This is a genomic window from Streptomyces sp. 1-11 (assembly GCF_007176755.1).
Lineage (GTDB): Bacteria > Actinomycetota > Actinomycetes > Streptomycetales > Streptomycetaceae > Streptomyces.
Window position 1 is genome coordinate 22790 of record NZ_BJTV01000016.1, and the last position, 22071, is coordinate 44860.

At 71.6% G+C, this 22071-nt stretch carries 24 protein-coding genes; 18 read left to right on the top strand and 6 right to left on the bottom strand.

Annotation, left to right across the window (positions count from 1 at the left end; all coding sequences use genetic code 11):
• Nucleotides 1-17: 17 nt before the first annotated feature.
• The 3 genes from TNCT1_RS28240 to TNCT1_RS28250 form a co-directional block, all read right to left on the bottom strand.
• Entirely contained in the window at nucleotides 18-791 is a 774-nt protein-coding gene (locus TNCT1_RS28240) for an ABC transporter permease (RefSeq protein WP_143637654.1), read from the bottom strand.
• Between the two features lie 180 nt (nucleotides 792-971).
• Nucleotides 972-1895, bottom strand: coding sequence for an ABC transporter ATP-binding protein (locus TNCT1_RS28245; RefSeq protein WP_143637655.1), 924 nt, complete (start codon nucleotides 1893-1895; stop codon nucleotides 972-974).
• A gap of 31 nt (nucleotides 1896-1926) precedes the next feature.
• A complete protein-coding gene (locus TNCT1_RS28250; RefSeq protein ID WP_143637657.1) occupies nucleotides 1927-2739 on the bottom strand; it encodes an aminoglycoside N(3)-acetyltransferase in 813 nt (270 codons plus the stop codon).
• A gap of 183 nt (nucleotides 2740-2922) precedes the next feature.
• On the opposite strand from TNCT1_RS28250, the gene TNCT1_RS28255 reads away from it, so the two are divergent.
• The 11 genes from TNCT1_RS28255 (at nucleotide 2923) to dapD (ending at nucleotide 11509) form a co-directional block, all read left to right on the top strand.
• Nucleotides 2923-3684, top strand: coding sequence for a metalloregulator ArsR/SmtB family transcription factor (locus TNCT1_RS28255; protein WP_143637659.1), 762 nt, complete (start codon nucleotides 2923-2925; stop codon nucleotides 3682-3684).
• Nucleotides 3681-5102, top strand: a complete 1422-nt coding sequence (gene sufB / locus TNCT1_RS28260; protein ID WP_143637660.1) for a Fe-S cluster assembly protein SufB — start codon at nucleotides 3681-3683, stop codon at nucleotides 5100-5102. The genes TNCT1_RS28255 and sufB overlap by 4 nt, the downstream gene beginning before the upstream one ends.
• Nucleotides 5103-5161: 59 nt before the next feature.
• Nucleotides 5162-6346 carry a Fe-S cluster assembly protein SufD gene (gene sufD, locus TNCT1_RS28265; protein ID WP_143637662.1) on the top strand — a complete coding sequence of 395 codons (1185 nt, stop codon included), beginning with the start codon at nucleotides 5162-5164 and terminating at the stop codon, nucleotides 6344-6346.
• Nucleotides 6343-6663, top strand: a complete 321-nt coding sequence (locus tag TNCT1_RS28270; protein WP_143637664.1) for a non-heme iron oxygenase ferredoxin subunit — start codon at nucleotides 6343-6345, stop codon at nucleotides 6661-6663. Before sufD ends, TNCT1_RS28270 begins: the two co-directional genes overlap by 4 nt.
• Before the next feature lie 7 nt (nucleotides 6664-6670).
• Complete coding sequence (gene sufC, locus TNCT1_RS28275; RefSeq protein WP_143637666.1) at nucleotides 6671-7435, top strand: Fe-S cluster assembly ATPase SufC; 765 nt, start codon at nucleotides 6671-6673, stop codon at nucleotides 7433-7435.
• Nucleotides 7432-8688: a cysteine desulfurase gene (locus TNCT1_RS28280; protein WP_143637668.1), complete on the top strand. Its 1257-nt coding sequence runs from the start codon at nucleotides 7432-7434 to the stop codon at nucleotides 8686-8688. Before sufC ends, TNCT1_RS28280 begins: the two co-directional genes overlap by 4 nt.
• An 18-nt stretch (nucleotides 8689-8706) precedes the next feature.
• Entirely contained in the window at nucleotides 8707-9174 is a 468-nt protein-coding gene (sufU, locus tag TNCT1_RS28285) for a Fe-S cluster assembly sulfur transfer protein SufU (protein WP_143637670.1), read from the top strand.
• The gene (locus TNCT1_RS28290; protein ID WP_143637672.1) at nucleotides 9171-9503 is read left to right on the top strand and encodes a metal-sulfur cluster assembly factor; all 333 of its coding nucleotides are present in this window, start codon (nucleotides 9171-9173) and stop codon (nucleotides 9501-9503) included. Before sufU ends, TNCT1_RS28290 begins: the two co-directional genes overlap by 4 nt.
• Before the next feature lie 95 nt (nucleotides 9504-9598).
• Nucleotides 9599-9919: a multidrug efflux SMR transporter gene (locus tag TNCT1_RS28295; RefSeq protein ID WP_143637674.1), complete on the top strand. Its 321-nt coding sequence runs from the start codon at nucleotides 9599-9601 to the stop codon at nucleotides 9917-9919.
• Nucleotides 9919-10455 carry a TetR/AcrR family transcriptional regulator gene (locus TNCT1_RS28300; protein ID WP_143637676.1) on the top strand — a complete coding sequence of 179 codons (537 nt, stop codon included), beginning with the start codon at nucleotides 9919-9921 and terminating at the stop codon, nucleotides 10453-10455. Before TNCT1_RS28295 ends, TNCT1_RS28300 begins: the two co-directional genes overlap by 1 nt.
• 64 nt (nucleotides 10456-10519) lie before the next feature.
• On the top strand, nucleotides 10520-11509 hold the full coding sequence (dapD, locus tag TNCT1_RS28305; protein ID WP_143637678.1) for a 2,3,4,5-tetrahydropyridine-2,6-dicarboxylate N-succinyltransferase: 990 nt from the start codon (nucleotides 10520-10522) through the stop codon (nucleotides 11507-11509).
• Nucleotides 11510-12284: 775 nt separating this feature from the next.
• On the opposite strand, the gene TNCT1_RS28310 is transcribed toward dapD, so the two are convergent.
• Both TNCT1_RS28310 and dapA read right to left on the bottom strand, forming a co-directional pair.
• Nucleotides 12285-12794: a hypothetical protein gene (locus TNCT1_RS28310; RefSeq protein WP_143637680.1), complete on the bottom strand. Its 510-nt coding sequence runs from the start codon at nucleotides 12792-12794 to the stop codon at nucleotides 12285-12287.
• A gap of 115 nt (nucleotides 12795-12909) precedes the next feature.
• A complete protein-coding gene (dapA, locus tag TNCT1_RS28315; protein ID WP_174266485.1) occupies nucleotides 12910-13803 on the bottom strand; it encodes a 4-hydroxy-tetrahydrodipicolinate synthase in 894 nt (297 codons plus the stop codon).
• A 168-nt stretch (nucleotides 13804-13971) separates the two neighbouring features.
• Here dapA and TNCT1_RS35930 point away from each other — a divergent pair, with 168 nt between their 5' ends.
• From TNCT1_RS35930 to TNCT1_RS28335, 5 genes are all read left to right on the top strand, one after another.
• Entirely contained in the window at nucleotides 13972-14127 is a 156-nt protein-coding gene (locus TNCT1_RS35930) for a hypothetical protein (RefSeq protein WP_174266486.1), read from the top strand.
• The gene (locus TNCT1_RS28320; RefSeq protein ID WP_143637684.1) at nucleotides 14124-14819 is read left to right on the top strand and encodes a hypothetical protein; all 696 of its coding nucleotides are present in this window, start codon (nucleotides 14124-14126) and stop codon (nucleotides 14817-14819) included. The genes TNCT1_RS35930 and TNCT1_RS28320 overlap by 4 nt, the downstream gene beginning before the upstream one ends.
• Before the next feature lie 55 nt (nucleotides 14820-14874).
• The gene (locus TNCT1_RS28325) at nucleotides 14875-15294 is read left to right on the top strand and encodes a phage holin family protein (protein ID WP_143637686.1); all 420 of its coding nucleotides are present in this window, start codon (nucleotides 14875-14877) and stop codon (nucleotides 15292-15294) included.
• Nucleotides 15291-15920, top strand: coding sequence for a DUF3618 domain-containing protein (locus tag TNCT1_RS28330; RefSeq protein WP_143637688.1), 630 nt, complete (start codon nucleotides 15291-15293; stop codon nucleotides 15918-15920). The genes TNCT1_RS28325 and TNCT1_RS28330 overlap by 4 nt, the downstream gene beginning before the upstream one ends.
• A 199-nt stretch (nucleotides 15921-16119) precedes the next feature.
• Nucleotides 16120-16857, top strand: coding sequence for an SRPBCC domain-containing protein (locus tag TNCT1_RS28335; protein WP_143637690.1), 738 nt, complete (start codon nucleotides 16120-16122; stop codon nucleotides 16855-16857).
• Nucleotides 16858-16870: 13 nt separating this feature from the next.
• On the opposite strand, the gene TNCT1_RS28340 is transcribed toward TNCT1_RS28335, so the two are convergent.
• Nucleotides 16871-18697 (bottom strand): endonuclease/exonuclease/phosphatase family protein, encoded by a 1827-nt coding sequence (locus TNCT1_RS28340; protein ID WP_143637692.1) that lies wholly within the window; start codon nucleotides 18695-18697, stop codon nucleotides 16871-16873.
• 266 nt (nucleotides 18698-18963) lie between these two features.
• On the opposite strand from TNCT1_RS28340, the gene TNCT1_RS28345 reads away from it, so the two are divergent.
• Nucleotides 18964-20391 (top strand): hypothetical protein, encoded by a 1428-nt coding sequence (locus TNCT1_RS28345; RefSeq protein WP_143637693.1) that lies wholly within the window; start codon nucleotides 18964-18966, stop codon nucleotides 20389-20391.
• Between the two features lie 174 nt (nucleotides 20392-20565).
• Nucleotides 20566-22023 (top strand): alkaline phosphatase PhoX, encoded by a 1458-nt coding sequence (locus TNCT1_RS28350; protein ID WP_143637940.1) that lies wholly within the window; start codon nucleotides 20566-20568, stop codon nucleotides 22021-22023.
• Nucleotides 22024-22071 lie beyond the last annotated feature (48 nt).

Sequence of the window (22071 nt, forward strand, 5' to 3'; positions counted from 1 at the left end):
GAGGGTCCACCGCGGGCTCACTCCCAGCGGAAGAACCTCCCCGCCGCGGCCAGCCCCACGACCGCCCACACCGCGAGGACGCCCAGGTCGCCCCAGGGCACCCCGGCCCCGTGCTGCAGCACGTCCCGCAGGCCGCCGGAGAGCGCCGAGATCGGCAGCAGACCGAGCACCTGCTCGCCGGCCGGGCCGAACTTCTCCAGCGGGACGACGACCCCGCCGCCGACCAGCAGCAGCAGGAAGACCAGGTTGGCCGCGGCCAGCGTGGCCTCGGCCTTCAGCGTGCCCGCCATCAGCAGGCCGAGGCCGGAGAAGGCGGCGGTGCCGAGGACCAGCAGGAGCAGCACGGCGAAGGGGTTGCCGTGCGGGGACCAGCCGAGTGCGAACGCGATCACGGTCAGCAGGATCACCTGGAGGATCTCCGTGACCAGCACCGACGCCGTCTTCGCCGCCATCAGGCCCCACCGGGGCAGCGGGGAGGCGGCCAGCCGCTTCAGCACGCCGTAGCGGCGCTCGAAGCCGGTCGCGATGGCCTGCCCGGTGAACGCCGTGGACATCACGGCCAGGGCGAGGACGCCGGGCGCGAGGAAGTCCACGGCCTCGCCCTTGCCGGTGTCGACGATGTCCACGGAGCTGAACAGCACCAGCAGCAGGGTCGGGATCACGACCGTCAGCAGCAGCTGCTCGCCGTTGCGCAGCAGCATCCGGGTCTCCAGCGCCGCCTGCGCCGCGATCATGCGGGGGAGCGGCGCCGCGCCCGGCTTGGGGGTGTAGGTACCCGACGCGCTGGTCATGACCGCAGCTCCTTGCCCGTGATCTCCAAGCTGTGTTCTCCCGGGGGGCGACCCCCGGACCCCCGGCCGGTCGCTGTGCGAGGCGCGGTCATGAACGCAGCTCCTTGCCCGTGATCTCCAAGCTGTGTTCTCCCGGGGGGCGACCCCCGGACCCCCGGCCGGTCGCTGTGCGAGGCGCGGTCATGAACGCAGCTCCTTGCCCGTGATCTCCAAAAAGACGTCCTCGAGGGTGTGCTGTTCGACCGAGATCCGGTCGGGCATCACCCCGTGCTGGGCGCACCACGAGGTCACCGTGGCCAGCAGCTGCGGGTTCACCTTGCCGACGACGCGGTAGGAGCCCGGGGTCAGCTCGGCGGCCGTGCAGTCGGCGGGCAGCGCCTTCAGCAGCGAGGCCACGTCGAGGCCGGGCCGGCCGGTGAACCGCAGCGTGTTCTCGGCTCCGCCCTTGCACAGCTCCTCCACGGAGCCCTGGGCGATGACCCGGCCGCCGTCGATGATCGCCACGTCGTCGGCGAGCTGCTCGGCCTCTTCCATGTAGTGCGTGGTGAGGATCACCGACACGCCGTCCGCGCGCAGGTCCCGCACCAGGTCCCAGGTGGCCCGCCGGGCCTGGGGGTCGAGGCCCGCGGTCGGCTCGTCCAGGAACACCAGCTCCGGGCGCCCGACCACGGCCATGGCGAGGGCGAGCCGCTGCTGCTGACCGCCGGACAGCCGCCGGTAGGGGGTCCGGCCGCAGGAGCCGAGCCCCAGGCGCTCGATCAGCGCGTCCACGTCCAGCGGGTGCGCGTGCAGTCTGGCGACGTGCCGCAGCATCTCGTCGGCCCGGGCGCCGGAGTACACGCCGCCGGACTGGAGCATCACGCCGATCCGGGGACGCAGCTCGGCGGACTGCCGCACCGGGTCCAGGCCCAGGACGCGCACCGTGCCGGAATCCGGCTTCCGGTACCCCTCGCAGGTCTCGACCGTGGTGGTCTTCCCGGCCCCGTTGGGGCCGAGCACGGCGGTGACTCCCGCCCCGGCCACCAGGTCCAGCCCGTCCACTGCGGTCTTCGTGCCGTACCGCTTCACCAAGGCCTCGACCTGGACCACGGGCTCACTTCGCATGAACCCAGAGTCTAGGGAGGCCGCCGGCCGCTCAGACGCGGGGGTGCTGGAAGTCCTCCTCACGGGGCCGGTGCACCGGCAGCCACCGCTGTGCGTAGGCCACCGCGTCCGCCACCGGGAACAGGCGCGCGTCGGCCGCGCCCACCGTCCCGCGGACGACGGGGCGGTCCCGTTCGAAGTCGTGGCCCAGCTCGTCGAAGCGGTCCGAGGTGATGGACACCTCGGTCACCGTCTCCCAGCCGCCGTCCGGCGCCGGCCGTCCCACCCGCACCAGGGGAGCCGGTATGCGGTACTCCGCCAGGTGGAAGCTGGTGCAGGCGTCGTAGCCCGCGCCGAGCAGCAGCACCCGGGCGCCGAGCCGTTCCAGCCGGGCCAGCGGGCTGCGCTCGCCGAGCCGGCAGTCGCGGGAGTGTCCGTCGAGGACGCCGGCCGCGCGGGGGCCGAGTGCGGCGAAGGAGGTCTGCGGATGCGCGCTGCGCAGGGCGCCCGGCCAGGTCCGCACGGTCTCCGGTATCACGCCGACCCCGCGCGAGGGGGTGATCGCGGGGTCGTAGGGCGGCATGGTGGCGCGGATGCGGTCCCACCACTCCTCGGGCACCGGCGGGTTCCCCCACACCGCCGGGTCGGACTGGTCGCCGGACTGGGTGGGGACGACGAGCGTGCCGGCCGGACCGAGCGCGTCGAGGAGTGCCCGGACGACGGCGACGGCGCCTCCGTTCACCCAGCCGAGGGAACTCAGCGAGGAGTGCACCAGGAGCGTCTCGCCGCTCGCGACACCCAGTCGGCGCAGCGCCGCGGCGATGCCGTCACGGGTGAGGAGCGGGCCGGCAGGGGGTGTGGACATGGTCCCGGAGTCTTGCCGACGAGGGTGCCCGGCGCCAGTGGATTGCCTGGCCGCGGGCCGGGGACGATCGATCAGAAGATCGTTTCCGCAGGTCGGATTAGGCATGCCTAAGTGATGCAGGGCACCGGAGGGTGATCCGGACGGCGCTTGTCAGTCCCCGAGGAATTACGCAACAATGGCGTTGTGAAAAACGTCGGCGAGGCTCGGGAGACCCCGGTGGGGACCCCCCAGGAGGAGCTCGCGACCGGGGAGCGCTCGACGCGCAACCGGGTCGCGCGGTCCATCCTGGACCACGGCCCGTCGACCGTCGCCGAGCTGGCCGGACGGCTGGGTCTGACCCAGGCCGCCGTACGCCGCCACCTGGACGCGCTCGTCGCCGACGACGTCGTGGAGGCCCGGGAGCAGCGGGTCTACGGCGCGCGCACGCGCGGGCGGCCCGCCAAGGTGTTCGCGCTCACCGACTGCGGCCGGGACGCCTTCGACCAGTCGTACGACAAGCTCGCCGCCGAGGCGCTGCGCTGGATCGCCGAGCGGGAGGGCGGCCCGGAGGCGGTCGCCGCCTTCGCCCGGGCCCGGTTCGCCGCGCAGGCGAGGGCGTACCGCGAGGCGATCGAGGGCGTCGGCCCCGACCGGCGCGCCGAGGCACTGGCCAAGGCCCTGAGCGCGGACGGGTACGCTGCTGCGGCGCGCAGCGCGCCCCTCCCGCAGCAGGGCGAGCAGCTCTGCCAGCACCACTGCCCGGTCGCGCACGTGGCGGAGCAGTTCCCGCAGCTGTGCGAGGCGGAGACGGAGATCTTCGCCGAGCTGCTGGGTACCCATGTGCAGCGGCTGGCGACCATCGCGCACGGCGACGGCGTCTGCACGACGTTCATCCCCAAGATTTCGAAGTCCGATCACCAGAGCCACCAAGCATCTGCAAGCACGTCCGGGAGGAACCCCGCATGACGCTCCCCACGGAGACTGCCCACCCCGAACTCGAGGGCCTGGGCAAGTACGAATACGGCTGGGCCGACTCCGACGTGGCCGGCGCCTCTGCGAAGCGCGGCCTGAACGAGGACGTGGTCCGGGACATCTCGGCGAAGAAGAGCGAGCCGGAGTGGATGACCAAGCTCCGCCTCAAGGGCCTGCGCCTGTTCGAGAAGAAGCCCATGCCGAACTGGGGCTCGGACCTGTCGGGCATCGACTTCGACAACATCAAGTACTTCGTGCGCTCCACGGAGAAGCAGGCGGAGTCCTGGGAGGACCTGCCCGAGGACATCAAGAACACGTACGACAAGCTCGGCATCCCGGAGGCGGAGAAGCAGCGCCTCGTGGCCGGTGTCGCGGCCCAGTACGAGTCGGAGGTCGTCTACCACCAGATCCGTGAGGACCTGGAGGAGCAGGGCGTCATCTTCCTCGACACCGACACCGCGCTGAAGGAGCACCCGGAGCTCTTCAAGGAGTACTTCGGCACGGTCATCCCGGTCGGCGACAACAAGTTCGCTTCGCTGAACAGCGCCGTGTGGTCGGGCGGCTCCTTCATCTACGTGCCGAAGGGCGTGCACGTGGAGATCCCGCTCCAGGCCTACTTCCGCATCAACACGGAGAACATGGGCCAGTTCGAGCGGACCCTGATCATCGTCGACGAGGGTGCCTACGTGCACTACGTCGAGGGCTGCACGGCCCCGATCTACAAGTCGGACTCGCTGCACAGCGCGGTCGTCGAGATCATCGTCAAGAAGAACGCCCGCTGCCGCTACACGACCATCCAGAACTGGTCGAACAACGTCTACAACCTGGTCACCAAGCGCGCCGTGGCCTACGAGGGCGCGACCATGGAGTGGATCGACGGCAACATCGGCTCCAAGGTGACGATGAAGTACCCGGCCGTCTACCTGATGGGCGAGCACGCCAAGGGCGAGACCCTGTCCATCGCCTTCGCCGGCGAGGGCCAGCACCAGGACGCCGGCTCCAAGATGGTCCACATGGCGCCGAACACCTCGTCCAACATCGTCTCCAAGTCGGTGGCGCGCGGCGGCGGCCGCACCTCCTACCGCGGCCTGGTCGAGATCGGCGAGGGCGCCGCGGGCTCCAAGTCCAACGTGCTGTGCGACGCGCTGCTGGTCGACACCATCTCCCGCTCCGACACCTACCCCTACGTGGACGTCCGCGAGGACGACGTGTCCATGGGCCACGAGGCGACCGTCTCCAAGGTCTCCGAGGACCAGCTCTTCTACCTGATGAGCCGCGGTCTGTCCGAGTTCGAGGCGATGGCGATGATCGTGCGGGGCTTCGTCGAGCCGATCGCCAAGGAGCTCCCCATGGAGTACGCCCTCGAGCTCAACCGGCTGATCGAGCTGCAGATGGAAGGCGCGGTCGGCTGAGACCCGTCCCGGACAGCAGCCAGCAATTTCTGACGTAGGAAGAGAGCAGACCGACAGCCATGGCTGAGGCTCAGAACATCCCCGTGGGCTCCACCACCGCGGGCCAGATCGCGGTGGCCGCCGAGTCGACCGTCGCCACGCGCATGAGCGCGCCCCCGTCCTTCGACGTGGCGGACTTCCCGGTCCCGCACGGCCGCGAGGAGGAGTGGCGGTTCACGCCGCTGGAGCGCCTGCGCGGCCTGCACGACGGCACCGCCGTCGCCAACGGCGCGGGCGTGAAGGTCGCCGTCGAGGCCCCCGAGGGCGTGACCGTCGAGACCGTCGGCCGCGACGACGCGCGGATCGGCAGGGCCGGCACCCCGGTGGACCGGGTCGCCGCCCAGGCGTACTCGGCGTTCGAGCAGGCCGGCGTGGTCACCGTCCCCAAGGAGACGGTGCTCACCGAGCCGATCCGCATCGCCGTGCAGGGCGAGGGCGGGGTCGCCTTCGGCCACCAGGTGATCGAGCTGGGCGCCTTCGCCGAGGCCGTCGTGGTCATCGACCACACCGGTGACGCGGTCCTCGCGGCCAACGTCGACTACCTCCTGGGCGACGGCGCCAAGCTGACCGTCGTCTCCGTCCAGGACTGGGACGACAAGGCCGTCCACGTGGCCCAGCACAACGCGCTGATCGGCCGGGACGCCTCCTTCAAGTCCGTCGTCGTCACCTTCGGCGGCGACGTGGTCCGGCTGCACCCGCGTGTGGAGTACGCCGGTCCCGGCGGCGAGGCCGAGCTGCTGGGCGTGTACTTCACCGACTCCGGGCAGCACCAGGAGCACCGCCTGCTGGTCACCCACAACACCCCGCACTGCAAGTCCAACGTCGTCTACAAGGGCGCGCTCCAGGGCGAGGACGCGCACGCGGTCTGGATCGGCGACGTGCTCATCGAGGCCGCCGCCGAGGGCACCGACACCTACGAGATGAACCGCAACCTCGTCCTCACGGACGGCGCGCGCGTCGACTCGGTGCCGAACCTGGAGATCGAGACCGGCGAGATCGTCGGCGCCGGACACGCCTCCGCCACCGGCCGCTTCGACGACGAGCAGCTCTTCTACCTGATGGCCCGCGGCATCCCCGAGCAGGACGCCCGCCGCCTGGTGGTCCGCGGCTTCTTCGCCGAGCTGGTCCAGCAGATCGGTGTCGCCGACATCGAGGAGCGCCTGCTCGCCAAGATCGAGGACGAGCTGGAGGCCTCGGTCGCATGACGTCGTTCGTACGCGCCTGTGGGCTGAGTGAGCTGGAAGAGGACACCCCGAAGCGGGTGGAACTCGACGGCACGCCGGTCTCGGTCGTGAAGACCGAGGGCGAGGTGTTCGCCATCCATGACATCTGTTCGCACGCGAACGTCTCCCTCTCCGAGGGCGAGGTGGAGGACTGCCAGATCGAGTGCTGGCTGCACGGTTCCTCCTTCGACCTGCGCACCGGCAAGCCGTCCGGCCTTCCCGCGACGCGCCCCGTCCCCGTTTACCCCGTAAAGATCGAAGGGGACGACGTTCTCGTCTCCCTCACCCAGGAGTCCTGAGGCACCCATGGCAACGCTTGAAATCCGAGACCTGCACGTCACCGTCGAGGCCGACAACGCCACGAAGGAGATCCTCAAGGGCGTCGACCTGACCGTGAAGCAGGGCGAGACGCACGCCATCATGGGCCCCAACGGCTCGGGCAAGTCGACGCTCGCCTACTCGCTCGCGGGTCACCCGAAGTACACGATCACCAGCGGCACCGTGCTGCTCGACGGCGAGGACGTCCTGGAGATGTCCGTCGACGAGCGCGCCCGCGCGGGCCTGTTCCTGGCGATGCAGTACCCGGTCGAGGTCCCCGGCGTCTCGGTCTCCAACTTCCTGCGCACCTCCGCCACCGCGGTCCGCGGCGAGGCCCCGAAGCTGCGCCACTGGGTGAAGGAGGTCAAGGAGGCCATGGAGCGCCTCAACATGGACCCGGCCTTCGCCGAGCGCAACGTCAACGAGGGCTTCTCCGGCGGTGAGAAGAAGCGCCACGAGATCCTCCAGCTCGAGCTGCTCAAGCCGAAGGTCGCGATCCTTGACGAGACGGACTCCGGTCTGGACGTCGACGCCCTCCGCATCGTCTCCGAGGGCGTCAACCGCGTCCGGGAGACCGGCGAGGTCGGCACCCTGCTGATCACGCACTACACGCGCATCCTGCGCTACATCAAGCCCGACTTCGTCCACGTCTTCTCCGCCGGCCGGATCGTGGAGTCCGGCGGCGCCGAGCTCGCCGACAAGCTGGAGGAAGAGGGCTACGAGGCTTACACGAAGGGTGGCGCATCCGCGTGACGCAACTGCCGGGCCTCCTCGACACCGAGGCGATCCGCAAGGACTTCCCCATCCTGGACCGCGCGGTCCACGACGGCCGGAAGCTCGTGTACCTGGACAACGCGGCGACCTCCCAGAAGCCGCGCCAGGTACTGGACGCCCTGAGCGAGTACTACGAGCGCTACAACGCCAACGTCCACCGCGGTGTGCATGTGCTCGCCGAGGAGGCCACGGCGCTGTACGAGGGCGCGCGCGACAAGGTCGCCGAGTTCGTCAACGCGCCCAGCCGTGACGAGGTGATCTTCACCAAGAACGCCTCCGAGTCGCTGAACCTCGTGGCGAACATGCTGGGCTGGGCCGACGACCCCTACCGGGTGGACCACGAGACCGAGATCGTCATCACGGAGATGGAGCACCACTCCAACATCGTGCCGTGGCAGCTGCTGGCGCAGCGCACGGGCGCGAAGCTGAAGTGGTTCGGCCTCACCGACGACGGCCGGCTCGACCTGTCCAACATCGACGAGGTCATCACCGAGAAGACGAAGATCGTCTCCTTCGTGCTGGTGTCCAACATCCTGGGCACGGTCAACCCGGTCGAGGCGATAGTCCGCCGCGCCCAGGAGGTGGGCGCGCTGGTCTGCGTCGACGCCTCGCAGGCCGCGCCGCACATGCCGCTGGACGTCCAGGCCCTCCAGGCCGACTTCGTGGCCTTCACCGGCCACAAGATGTGCGGCCCGACCGGCATCGGTGTGCTCTGGGGCCGCCAGGAGCTGCTGGAGGACCTGCCTCCGTTCCTCGGCGGCGGCGAGATGATCGAGACGGTGTCGATGCACTCCTCGACCTACGCCCCGGCGCCGCACAAGTTCGAGGCAGGCACGCCGCCGATCGCCCAGGCGGTCGGTCTCGGCGCGGCCATCGACTACCTGAACTCCATCGGCATGGACAAGATCCTCGCCCACGAGCACGCGCTCACCGAGTACGCGGTGAAGCGGCTCGCCGAGGTGCCGGACCTCAGGATCATCGGCCCGACCACGGCCGAGGACCGGGGCGCCGCGATCTCGTTCACGCTGGGCGACATCCACCCGCACGACGTGGGCCAGGTCCTCGACGAGCAGGGCATCGCGGTACGCGTGGGCCACCACTGCGCGCGGCCCGTCTGCCTGCGCTACGGAATTCCCGCGACCACGCGAGCGTCGTTCTATCTGTACTCCACGCCGGCGGAGATCGACGCTCTGGTCGACGGCCTGGAGCACGTACGGAACTTCTTCGGCTGACAGGGACGAGCGGATCGCATGAAGCTGGACTCGATGTACCAGGAAGTCATCCTGGACCACTACAAGAACCCGCACGGGCGGGGCTTGCGGGATGGCGACGCCGAGGTGCACCACGTGAACCCGACGTGCGGCGACGAGATCACCCTCCGAGTGAAGTACGACGGCACGACGATCGAGGACGTCAGTTACGAGGGCCAGGGCTGTTCGATCAGCCAGGCCTCCGCCTCCGTGCTGAACGAGCTGCTGGTCGGCAAGGACCTGTCCGACGCGCAGAAGATCCAGGAGACCTTCCTGGAGCTGATGCAGTCCAAGGGCAGGATCGAGCCGGACGACGCCATGGAGGAGGTGCTGGAGGACGCGGTCGCGTTCGCCGGCGTCTCCAAGTACCCGGCCCGGGTCAAGTGCGCCCTCCTGAGCTGGATGGCGTGGAAGGACGCGACGGCCCAGGCGCTGGACGGCGCCGACGCCGAAAGGAAGACCGCATGAGCGACACCGTGGAGATGAAGCCCGCCTCTGAGGAGGAGCTTCGCGAGGCCCTGATGGACGTGGTCGACCCCGAGCTGGGTATCGACGTCGTCAACCTGGGCCTGATCTACGGCATCCACGTCGACGACGCGAACATCGCGACCATCGACATGACCCTGACGTCCGCGGCCTGCCCGCTGACGGACGTCATCGAGGACCAGGCCAAGTCCGCCACGGACGGCCTGGTCAGTGAGTTGCGCATCAACTGGGTCTGGATGCCGCCGTGGGGCCCCGACAAGATCACGGACGACGGGCGCGAGCAGCTTCGCGCGCTCGGCTTCAACGTCTGACGCAGCGCCTCGCGAAGGGGGCCGCGGCCGTGTGCCGCGGCCCCCTTCCGTATGTCCGGGGCCGGGCGGCGGGGCCGATGTGTACGCTCGTACACATGGGATATCTGTGGCTCGCCGGCGCCATCGCCGCCGAAGTCGCCGCGACGACGGCGATGAAGTACAGCGAGGGGTTCAGCAGGCCGCTGCCGTCCCTGGTGACGGCACTGGGCTACGTCGTCGCCTTCGCGCTGCTCGCCCGGACCCTGCGCACCGTGTCCATCGGCACGGCGTACGCGATCTGGTCGGGCGCCGGGACCGCGACCATCGCCGTCATCGGCCTGACGCTGTTCGGGGAGGGGCTGAGCACCGCCAAGGTGGCCGGGATACTCCTGATCGTCTCCGGCGTGGTGGTCCTCAACCTGGGCGGTGCGCACTGATGCCCCGCCGTCACGACCCCGGCCGGCGCCAGCGCATCATCGACGCGGCGCTGCGGGTGGTGGGGGAGAAGGGCATCGCCGGGCTCAGCCACCGCACGGCCGCCGCCGAGGCGGACGTCCCGCTCGGTTCCACGACCTACCATTTCGCCACCCTCGACGACCTCCTGGTGGCCGCTCTGGAACAGGCCAGCGAGGGGTTCGGCGACGTGCTCGACGCCGACGGGATCCTCGCGGACCCGGACGCCGACCTCGCGGCGGGCCTCGCCCGCGTCCTCGGCGAGTGGCTGGGAGCCGATCGGCCCGGGGCGGAGCTGGAGTACGAGCTGTACCTCGCCGCGCTCAGACGCCCCGCCCTGCGTCCCGTCGCCGCGGACTGGACGCGCCGGACGGCCGCGCGGCTGGCCGGGCGCACCGATCCGGACACGGCGCGGGCGCTGCTCGCGCTGATGGACGGCATCTGCCTCCAGGTCCTGCTCACCGGCGGTTCCTACGACGAGGAGCACGCGCGCACCGCGCTCGCCCGGCTGATCCGCTGAGGCCGCGCCCGGCACATGAGACACGGTTCGCTCCGGCGCCCCCGTCCACGTTAGGTTTTGCCACATGACCGACACGACTGCTTCCCGCACCACCGGTGCCGTGGCCGCCGGCCTCGCCACCATCGCCTCCGACGGCACCGTCCTCGACACCTGGTTCCCGGCCCCCGAGCTGGTCGAGGACCCCGGCCCGGCCGGTACCGAGCGGCTGTCCGCCGAGCGGGCCGCGGAGCTGCTCGGCGGCGGTGCGACCGCGGCGACCGGCCCGGACGCCCGCCGGGGCGTCGAGGTGGTCGCGGTCCGTACGGTCATCGCCTCGCTGGACGAGAAGCCTCTCGACGCGCACGACGTCTACCTGCGCCTGCACCTGCTCTCCCACCGCCTGGTCAAGCCGCACGGCCAGAACCTGGACGGCATCTTCGGTCACCTCGCCAACGTCGCCTGGACCTCGCTCGGCCCGGTCGCCGTGGACGACATCGAGAAGGTGCGGCTGAACGCCCGCGCCGAGGGCCTGCACCTCCAGGTCACCTCGGTCGACAAGTTCCCGCGCATGACGGACTACGTCGCCCCGAAGGGCGTGCGCATCGCCGACGCCGACCGGGTCCGCCTCGGCGCCCACCTCTCCGCGGGCACCACGGTCATGCACGAGGGCTTCGTCAACTTCAACGCCGGCACCCTCGGCACCTCCATGGTCGAGGGCCGTATCTCCGCGGGCGTCGTGGTCGGCGACGGCTCCGACATCGGCGGCGGCGCCTCCACCATGGGCACGCTGTCCGGCGGCGGCAACGTGATCATCTCCATCGGCGAGCGCTGCCTGGTCGGCGCCGAGGCGGGCGTCGGCATCGCGCTCGGCGACGAGTGCGTGGTGGAGGCCGGGCTGTACGTCACCGCCGGCACCCGCGTCACCATGCCCGACGGCCAGATCGTCAAGGCCCGCGAGCTCAACGGCGCCTCCAACATCCTCTTCCGCCGCAACTCGGTCACCGGCGCGGTCGAGGCCCGCCCGAACAACGCGGTCTGGGGCGGCCTGAACGACATCCTGCACAGCCACAACTGAACGGCCGGCGCTGCGGTCACCGCTGAGCGCCCTTCCACGACCGGAGAACGGCGTGGGAGGGCCGTTCCGCCCGCCGGCCGGAACCCTGTTGCGCGCTCCCGTGTTCTTGCCGGGCTGGAGAGTCCTGAGACACGCGCGGGTGCCGCACCTGGCATGGGTTCCGCGGCTGGGGCGGCAGTTCACCATCACGGCACTGTATGATTGACGTGTCGTCAGTTGAGACTAGGGGCAGGAGTTTGGGGTTCGACTCCCCTTGCGTCCTTCCTCGTACTCGCTTCGGCCGCGTTGGCACTGAGGTTCGTTGCACTGGTCCTAGGCACCATCACGTCAGGTAACGGAACTGTCCACGCTTCGCGAAGGGAGAGCACCATGAGCAGAATGCGAAAGTCCTTTGAGGCCGTCTTGATGGTGGCCGCGGCGGTCGCAGAAGGGTCCGCAGCCGGGCTGCTGCTTCCTGTCTGAGCTGACGACATGGAGCCCGGATGTCAATGACATCCGGGCTCCATTCATAGCCAGATCAGCGCTAGCGAGTGCATGTCCAGGGCAGTCGGGTGGCGGCATTACGAACCGGACACTGGCGCGGGGGCGCGGCCGAGCGCTCACACCTCACCTCTCGCCCTACGACGAGCTCCCCTTTTTGACGCTTGATCAAGGCAATCGCACAGGCGTGGTTCTGCGGCGCATTCACGAACCAGGGGCCTGTTGGCCCGAACAGGCCGGGAAAGAGGCGGCGGGTCGGGTCGACCGGCGGTGCTGCCGATGCCCGCGCCGGCGGCTACAGTCCTGCCGCGAGTCCGGGGAGGGCGTCCGCGAGGAACGTGAAGTCGGGCGGGCGCAGGCCTATTCGCGGGTCGACGTGGTGCTGCAGGGCGGGTGCGGGGTGGCGGGCCGCCACGTGGGCGGTGTCCGCGGGGGTCTGCTCGTCGTCCACCCAGGCGAAGGGGCGGCCCGCCGCGTGGGCCACGATCGCCTCCGTCTTCCAGTGGACGCCGTCCGGACGCTCGGCGAACAGGCAGTGGGCGAAGTCGACGTACGGCAGCTCGGGCAGCCCGATGACCGGCGCGATCCAGCGGTTGGCCTCCGCCATCCAGGTCGTCGCCCAGCACAGCTCGTAGCCGAGCGCCAGCAGCGCCGGGCCGTGGGACGGGTTCAGCCACACCCGTAGCGGGTGCCCGGGGCGTACGGCGGCCCTGATCGTCGTGTAGCCCTCGGGACGGCGCTCCGGCCGGGCCGCGTACGGGTTGAGCGGTCCGTCGACGTCAAGGAAGAGGAACGGACGGGTCACGGGGTCACCGTACGGCGGGGGCCGGGAGAAGGCGCGATCATTTCCGGGGCCTGGCCTGGCCTGGCCTGGCCACCCCTAGCCACCCCAGCCCAGTTCGGGCGAGTCCGGCCAGCCTCTAGGCCTCGACGAGTCGGTCGTAGACCTCGCGCAGCCCGTCCGCCGTCTCCCGGTCGGCGGGCAGCAGGGGTGGGCGTACCGGGCCCGCGGGCAGGCCGAGGCGGGTGAGGAGGGCCTTGGCGGTGACCGTGCCGGGCAGGCCCGCGGCCGTCATCGCCTCGATCAGCGGCATGAGGCGCTGCTGGAGTCCGGCCGCGCGGGCCGTGTCGCCCGCGTCGAAGGCGTCCAGGACGGCGGCGATGTGCCGGGGCGCCGCGTTCGCGACCGTGCTCACACAGCCCGCCGCGCCCACCGCGTACAGGGCGAGCACGTGCTCGTCGCAGCCCGCGTAGTACGCCAACTCCGTCTCCGCCAGCACCTTCTGGGTGCCGAGGAAGTCGTACGAGCAGTCCTTGACCGCGACGATCCGGGGGTGTTCGGCGAGCCGGATCATCGTCTCCGGTTCGATCCGGGTGCCGGTGCGGCCCGGGATGTCGTAGAGCATCACCGGCAGGCCGCTCGCGTCGGCGACCTGCCGGAAGTGCGCCGACACCGCCTCCTGCGGCGGCCTGCTGTAGTACGGCGTCACCACCAGCACGCCGTCGGCGCCCGCCTTCTCCGCCGCGCGGGCGCCCTCGGCCGTGTGCCGGGTGTCCGCCGTGCCGACGCCCGCCACCAGGGTGGCCCGGTCGCCGACCGCGTCCCGGACGGCCGCGATCAGCTCCGCCTTCTCCGCGTCCGTGGTGGTCGGCGACTCGCCCGTGGTGCCGTTCAGCACCAGCCCGTCGCAGCCTTCGGTCACCAGCCGGTCCGCCAGCCGCCCGGCCCCCTCCAGGTCGAGCGTGCCCGCCTCGGTGAACGGTGTGATCATCGCGCACAGGGTGCGGCCGAAGGGCCTGCGTCGGGTCGTCATACCGGTAGTCTCGGCGACCTGTCGGTGAAGCTCCACTTAAATCTTCTACGGGGTATTCGTAAGTGATGCTGATTAATCGCGAGGGTGGCCGGAGGTCCTGTGTCCAAGTCGGCCGAGATGGGCCACTATGAGTCAGGACGGTCATTGGCGTCGGTCATGGGAGGCACCATGAAGCTCGGCAAGGCACTGGCCACCGGAGTCGCCGAGGAGCGGCCCGTCGCGCACCAGGAGGAGCCGGAGCTCCCCCGGGAGACCAACCGCACCGGGACCACCCGCACCGCACCGGCCGAGCCGGCCCGCGAAGAGGTGCCCGCGGCCCGATGAGGCTGCGGCTCCCGGCGGAACGGCCGACGGAGCCGCCGACCGGATACAAGATCGCCCACCCGGTGCTGTCGCAGGACGGCGCTCGGGCCGGGTTCACCGGTGTGTCCCTGGGCGGCGCGCTGCCGTACGGCGTGCTCGACGACGCCTCCTGCGTCTACGGGCGCCGGCACCGCGCGCCCGCGCGACTGTGCGACTGCGGCTTCCACTGCGTGCACGACCGCGCGGCCGCCGAGGCCCTGCTGTGCACGGCCGAGCACCGTGCCGCGGTCCTGCTGGAGGTCCGCGTGCTCGGCGCCTACATCCGCTTCGAGCGCGGCTTCCGGTACGCCCGGCAACGGGTGTGCGCGGCGACCGTGGGCCCGTGCTCCTGCGGGGCCGGCGCGGTCGCGCTCGCCGACGCCGGCTGGGGCAGACCCGGCTGGCAGGCGCTGGCGCCCGCGTGCGCCGGCTGTGTGCGGGCGCGTACCTCCGTCCCGCTCCCCGGGTTCGCCCGGCTGGCCGGGCATGGCCTGCGGGTGGAGGCGGCCGCCGCGCCGTCCGCCGCGGCGGACGCCGGGTTGACGGTCGAAGGGGAGCTGGGCGTGCCCGAACTCGTGGCCGAGGCGGCCCTGTTGCAGGCCCGGCTGGACTGGTTCCAGACACAACTCGCCCGGCTCGGCCCACCCGGTGCGGGGGCGGAGGGGAGGGGGTGACGGATCCGGGCCTGGGTACTCGGGGGGCTCCGTACGGAAGAGGAGGCGGAACACCGTGACCGTGACCTCGCAGACACGGCCCTCTGTCGACGGGCACCCTTCCACGGGTGAACTCGTCAGCCGGGCCACCGAACAGCTCTCCCGGCTCCTGCGGCAGGAGGTCGCCCTCGCCAAGGAGGAACTCACGGAGAAGGGGCGTCATGCCGGAAAGGGCGGCGGACTGCTCGGTGCCGCGGGCGCCGTCGGATACGTCGGACTGATCGTCCTGGCCGGCGCCGCCACCGCCGCGATCGCCCTCGCGCTGCCGCTGTGGGCGTCGGCGCTGATCGTCGCCGTGGCGTTCTTCGCGGTGGCCGGTCTGCTGGCCGTGGCCGGCCGGGCCCAGTTGCGCCGCGCGACCCCGCCCAAACCCGAGGTGACGCTCGGCAGCGTGAAGGCGGACGTCGACGTGATCAGGGAAAGGGCACACCGATGAGCCACAAGAACCCGCACGGCTCGGGCGCCAAGGGCCCCGACGAACTGCGGCACCAGATCGAGCAGACCCGCAGCCAGCTCGGCGACACCGTCGCCCAGCTCGTCGGCAAGGCCGACATGAAGGGCCGGGCCAAGGCGCGCGCCGCCGACCTGAAGGACAAGGCCGGCGCCATGACCGTGCAGCTTCGCTCCAGCGCGGTACAGGCCGGGCACACCGTGCAGGAGCGGGCGTCCAGGACCGGACACACCGTGCAGGAGCGGGCGACCAGGACCGGGCACGCGGTGCAGGAGCGTTCGGCGCACGCCCGGCACGCGGTACAGGACCGGTCGAGCCACGCCCGGCACGCGGTACAGGACCGCTCCGCCCCGGCCAGGCGGGCCCTGCAGGAGCGGGCCGGCCACGCCGGTCACGCCCTGCAGGAGCAGGCCACGGCCGCCGGTCACGCCCTGCAGGAGCAGCGCGGTCGCGCGGCGCACGCCGCGAGCGGCCTGCCGGCGCCCCTGCGCGGCGCCTGGGACGCGGGCAGGCGGCACCCGGGGCCCGTGCTCGTTGCCGCCGGCGCCCTCACCGCCGCCGCGGTCGCGGCGGTCATCGTCCGGCGCAGGCAGCACAGGCGCTGCTGCTGACCTGCTCCGGCTCGCCGCCCGGCGGCGGACCGGTCCCGCCGATCCCCCTCGCACCGCGAACGGCTGTCCTCCCGAGCGGAGACGGTCCTCGGTGCGAGGGCGGTCGCGCGTCGGGCGACCTCGATCGGGGACACTGGAGCGGCGCGAGGACCGGACGCAAGGACCGGCCCACCCCCGAAAGCCGAGCAGGAGCCCCGCCGTGCCCGAGGAGTTCGAGATCGTCCGCGAGTTCGAGGTCGGCGTGCCGCCGGAGCGGGTCTGGGCGGCCCTCACCACCGGGACGGCCGGCTATCTGTGGCCCATGGACCCGCCCGAGCCCCGGAAGGGCGGCCGGGGACCCTTCGGCTCCACCGTCACCGCCTGGTACCCGCCCCGCCGCTACACCATCCGCAGCGAGGACGCGGGCAGGCCCGGCCAGTCGCTCGACCGGCTCGACCACACCGTCGAACCCCTCGACGAGGGCCGTCGCGCCCGGGTGCGCCATGTGCACAGCGGCGTCTTCACCGACGACTGGAACAAGCGGTACGACGCCGCGAGCAAGCACACCAACTTCTACCTGCACACGCTGTGCGAGTACCTGACCCACTTCGCGCCCCGCCCGGCGGCCTTCGCCCGGGCCGAGGGGCCCGCGGCCTCGGCGACGGCGGGGGCGCTCGCCGCCGTCGGCCACGCCCTCCATCTCGCGGACGACGCGGCCGCGGGCACCGGGGTGGGCGCCCGCGGGCCGGGCGGGCACACCCTTCACGGCGTGCTCGACTACCGCAGCCCGTACTTCATCGGGCTGCGCACCGACAGCGCCCTCATCCGGTTCTTCGGACGCGGGCACTGGGGCGCCCCGCTCGGCGTCAGCGTCCACGACTTCGCGCCCGGCGCCGACGGCCGGGCGCATGGGGCCGCCTGGCAGGACTGGCTGAACGGCGTGTTCGGCCAGTCCTGAACCGCCTGGACGGTTACGGGCGGAACCGCAGCACCTGCGGGTCGTGGTCGCTGATCTGGTCGCTGAACTCCGAGTTGATGTGCACGCTGTCGTACTCGAGGCCGCAGTCGCGCCGGATCGCCGGGCTCACCAGGATCTGGTCCAGGATCTGCTGGTTGCCCTGGTAGTCGTAGGTGTACCGCTCGCTCTTCGGCAGCGACTTGATCGCCGACCACAGCTCGCCGTCGCCCTCGAGGATCCGGGCGGTGCCGGAGAACTCGAAGTCGTTCATGTCGCCGAGCGCGATGACGTTCGCGTTCTTCTGCACCGACAGGATGTCCTTGACGAAGGCGTTCACCACCGTCGCCTGCGCGTGACGCTGGATCTCCGAACTGCGCACCGGCGGCTGGTACTGGGACGCCAGACCCTGGTCGCCGCCCTTGGAGTTCAGGTGGTTGGCGATCACGAAGACCGTCTTGCCGTGGAAGACGAACTCGCCGGCCAGCGGCTTGCGGCTGTTCGCCCAGGCCGCGTTCGCCGGGTCGACCCGGCCGGGGGAGGCGGTGAGCTGCGCCTTGCCGCGCACCTTGGTGACGCCCACCGCGGTGGTGGAGTCGCCGCCGGCGCGGTCCGTGAAGGACACCCGCTCCGGGTTGAACAGGAACGCCTGGCGGATGTTGCCGCCGGGCTCGCCGCCGTCCTGGTCGTTGACCGGGTCGATGGAACGCCACTCGTACTTCGGGCCGCCCGCCGCGACGATCGCGTCGATCAGCTTGTTCACGGTCTCGCTCGCGTCGACCGTGCCGTCGTCCTTGGCGCCGTTGTTGTCCTGGATCTCCTCCAGGGACACGATGTCCGGCGACTGCAGGTTGTGCACGATCGCGGCGGCGTGCTGGTCGAAGGTGGCGTCCGACGGGTCGAGGTTCTCGACGTTGTACGTCGCCACCGCGAGCTCGCGGTCCGACTGCTTCTGCGTCGTCTCGCGCTCGAGACCGCCGCTCCTCAGCGTGCCCAGCTCGCTCGCGACCAGCGTGTAGCCGCCGTACTGGTTGAAGTCCAGCGGACCGGTGGTGGTCCCCGCCAGGGTGTCGCCGACGTTCGCCGTCGGGAAGCCGGCGGTGGAGCCGAGCGACTGGATCTGCAGCCGGCCGGTGTTCTGCGAGTCGTAGGAGCCGTAGACCGTGCCGCCGCGCGGGCTGGGGTGCTCGTTCGGCTTCACGGTGACCCACAGCTCGCTGTACGGGTCGGTCGCGGTGACCACCCGTGCGTCGGCGACCTGGACGTTCATGCCCTCGAGGGACTCGTAGTAGTCCAGGGCGTACTTCGACGGGTCCAGGGTGAGACCGTTGACCGAGCCGGCCGCGGCGGTGTCGCCCGCGGGGGCGTAGGCGTCCGGCACCGCGTTCTCGTCGACGACGACCGGGGCCGGGACGGCGTTGCCGGTGGAGACCGTGGTCACCGTGGGCTTGGTGATCTCCGTCAGCGACTGGTTGCCCGAGGAGGCGCCGCCCGGGACGAACTCGGAGACCGTGCCGGTCACCGTGACCGAGTCGCCGGGCGCGACCTTCGGCGTGGAGCTGGTGAAGACGAAGACGCCCTCGCTGGTGGCCGGGTTGTCGTCCGGCGTCGGGTCCTGCAGCCAGAAGCCCTTGGAGGAGCCGTAGGTGCGGATGGCCGTGACGATGCCGGGGACGTCGGTGACCTTCTGCCCCGCGAACGGGGATATCCGGGTGGTGCCCTGGACGTCGTGGACGCGCACCGAGGCGGCGTGCGCGGGTGAGGTGAGGACGACGGCGGACGCCGCGCTGCAGACGGCGGCGACGGTGAGCGCGGCGAGGCGCGCGGAAGACCTGCTCGGCAAGGGAATCCCTCCGGGGACGTGACTGGGCGCCGGGACGAGGGTGGAACGGCAGCGTGTGGGACTCGTGGCCCTCTGTGACACGCGTAGAACCGAGTGAACAGTCGTCCCCCCAACTTCTACGCGCGTCAATCTCCTGCCTGCGCCGGGGAGTTGTCAAGGTTTCGGCCATGTACGCAGCCTGACGGAGAGATGAACCGGGCGGCATGGGTGGAAATCCGTCTAGGCTGAGCGGCTGAGCCCTTTCACGGTCCGAGGAGAATCAGCCGATGTCAGACAGCTCCCCCCTGCCGCCGGTGCGGCTGCGTCCCGAAGCGGAGCTGGCGCTCGCCGCGCTGTCCACACCGTTGCTCTCCCGCGCCGCCCGTCTCGCCCGCTGGGCCGGGCCCGGCACCCGGGTCGACGCCGGCGGCGGACTGGCCGAGGAGCAGTTGCCGGCCGCCGCCGAACTGCTCGGGCTGAGCGGCGACGAGGCCGCCGCGCAGGCCAGTGAGGCCTGGCGGGTGGCCGTGGACACCGGTCTGGTCGCGGTCACCGACGAGGAGGCCGGGACGGTGGCGGCCGGCGAGGAGCTGGCGCTGCTCACCGGAGGCTCGCCGCACGACGTGCTCGCCGTGTGGCTCAGCGCCCTGGAGACGGTCGTCGCGGACGCGAGCGTGCCCGACCTGGACGGCCTGCTCGACGCCGTCGACGAGGGCGGCATGGTCGATTTCGAGTCACTCGGCTGGGACCCGGAGGCCGAGGCGGAGTTCCTCGACGGCGTCCTCGGCACCCTCTACGCGCTGACCGTCAGTGAGGGCGGCGCCGGTGACGCCCCGGTGCCGCTGCCCGCCCTCGCCGCCTCGGTGATCGTCCCCGGCGACATGGGCGAGCCCACCAACGACGTCCTGGAGCAGGTCTCCGACGCGATGATGCGGCTCGACGACCAGTTCCGGATGCTGGAGCCGGTCGGTCTGGTGGAGTACCAGCCGGTCGACGAGGCGCTGATGGCCGACGCCGACGAGGAACCCGCCGCGCCGGTGGACGAGACCGACGTCTCCCGCTACGGCATGGTCCGGCTGACCCCGCTGGGCGTCTACGGGCTGCGGGCGCGACTGCTGGAGGCCGGGTTCGAGGCGCCCGCGGTCGGTGAACTCGCCGACAAGGGGGCGGACGCGCTGCTCGACGGCACCGCCCGCTTCGGCCAGTCCGCCGCCCGCGCCGAGACCGAGCAGTGGCTGCACCGGCGTGAACCGCTCGCCGCCGCACGCGAGTTGCTGGCGGCGGCGCGCGGCGCCGACGCCGGTGCGCCGCTGCGCCGGCTGCGCTGCCAGCAGGCGCTGTCGCTGGTCGGCCCGGAGGCCGAACCGGCGCTGCGGGACGTGCTCGACGACCCCGAGCTGGGCGGACTCGCCCGGGTCTGGCTCAGCGAACACGGTGCCTCGGACGTGCCCGCCCCCTCCCAGGAGCTGGTGTTCTGGCTGACCGTCGACACGCTCGCCGCGCAGCTCCAGGCCGAGGGCAACTCCGAGGAGCTGCAGGCCCTGGTGGAAGGACTGGCGGAGCAGCACAGCGGGTTCTTCGCCGCGGCGTGGCGGGTGGACCACCCCGCGACCGCGGACGTGCTGGAGGCGATGGGACGGCTGCACCCGGACAAGAAGGTGGCCAAGGAGGCGCGCAAGGCCGCCTTCAAGGCGCGCTCCCAGCAGGGCGGCTGACGGGCCGCCCGCGGCCGGTGTCTTTACCCGCGGTTGGGCAGTGCATGCGGATTCATGGAACAGGCACCCCTGAAGCAGCCGGGCGTTCAGCTCCCGTTCAGCAACGGGCGGGAGCGTGAGCGCCGACCTCAGGACGCCACCCTCCACGGCACGCCCACTGTCACAGGAGACACCATGTCGCTCAGCCGCAGGGACTTCGCCAGAAAATCCGCGATCACCGGTGCCGGAGTCGCGCTCGCGGGCAGCGTCGGCGCCCTCGCCACCGCCCCGGGCGCCCTCGCCGCCACGGACACCGGCAGCGCGGACGGCGGGCCGGCGCACGGGCACGAGCACGGGCACCACGGCGTGGGCTACGGCCCCCTGCTCCCCGACCCCGACGGCATCCTCGCGCTGCCCGCCGGCTTCACGTACCGGATCATCACCCACAGCGGGAAGACGAAGCTGGAGTCGGGCGAGTTCACCCCGTCCAACCACGACGGCACCGCCACCTTCGAAGGCCCGCGCGGCACCACGCTCCTCGTCAACAACCACGAACTCGCCGGGGCCCGCGCCCAGTGGCCGCACCCGGTGCCGCTCACCGAGGGCCTGGTCTACGACCCGGCCGCGGCCGGCGGCTGCACCGTCGTCGAGGTGCGCCGCGGCGGCGAGGTCGCCGAGTGGGTGGGCATCGCCGGCACCGCCACCAACTGCGCGGGCGGCAGCACCCCGTGGGGCACCTGGCTCACCTGCGAGGAGACCGAGGACAAGGCCGGCAAGAACGGCTTCACCAAGGACCACGGCTACGTCTTCGAGGTCGATCCCGAGGACCGCCGCGCCAACCGCGACCCCAAGCCGGTCAAGGCGCTCGGCCGCTACGCCCACGAGGCCGTCGTCGTCGACCCCAAGCGCGGTCACCTCTACCTCACCGAGGACGCCTCCGGGCCCAACGGCCTGCTCTACCGCTGGACCCCGCCGGAGAGCTTCCGCCACGGCCGCGGCAAGCTGCGCACCCTCGCCGACGACGCCGGCGTCCTGCAGGCCTTCAAGTGCTTCGACTCCGGCGGCCAGTTCGTCGACGACCTGTCCCGCGCCACGAGGACCGGCACGGTGTACGGCGTCGACTGGGTCACCGTCCCGGACCGCGACGCCAAGCAGGTCTCCACGCGCAAGCAGTTCGGCGAGGGCCAGATCACCCGCGCCCGCAAGCTCGAGGGCATGTGGTGGGGCGACGGCGGCGCCTACATCGTCTCCTCCTACGCCCGTGCGGAGAGCCCCGTCCAGCACGACGGCCAGGTCTGGTTCTACGACCCCAAGCGCCGCACCCTGACGCTGAAGGTGCTCATCGGCGTCAACCCGGACCCGTCCGCCGACGGGAACTTCGACGGCCCGGACAACATCACCGTCTCCCCGTACGGCGGCCTGGTCATCGCCGAGGACGGCGAGGGCGTGCAGCACCTGTTCGGCGCGACGGACAGCGGCCGCACCTACCCCATCGCCCGCAACGAGCTGAACCTCGGCACCGCCGAGGAGCCCGAGTACAGCGAGTTCACCGGCGTCACCTTCTCGCCCGACGGCAGGACCCTGTACGCCAACATCCAGACGCCCGGCATCATGCTCGCCGTCACGGGCCCGTGGAAGCGGCAGCAGCGCTGAACCGGCCGGCTCCCTCCGGCGGGGCGGTGTCCTGAGGGGCGGCGGCCG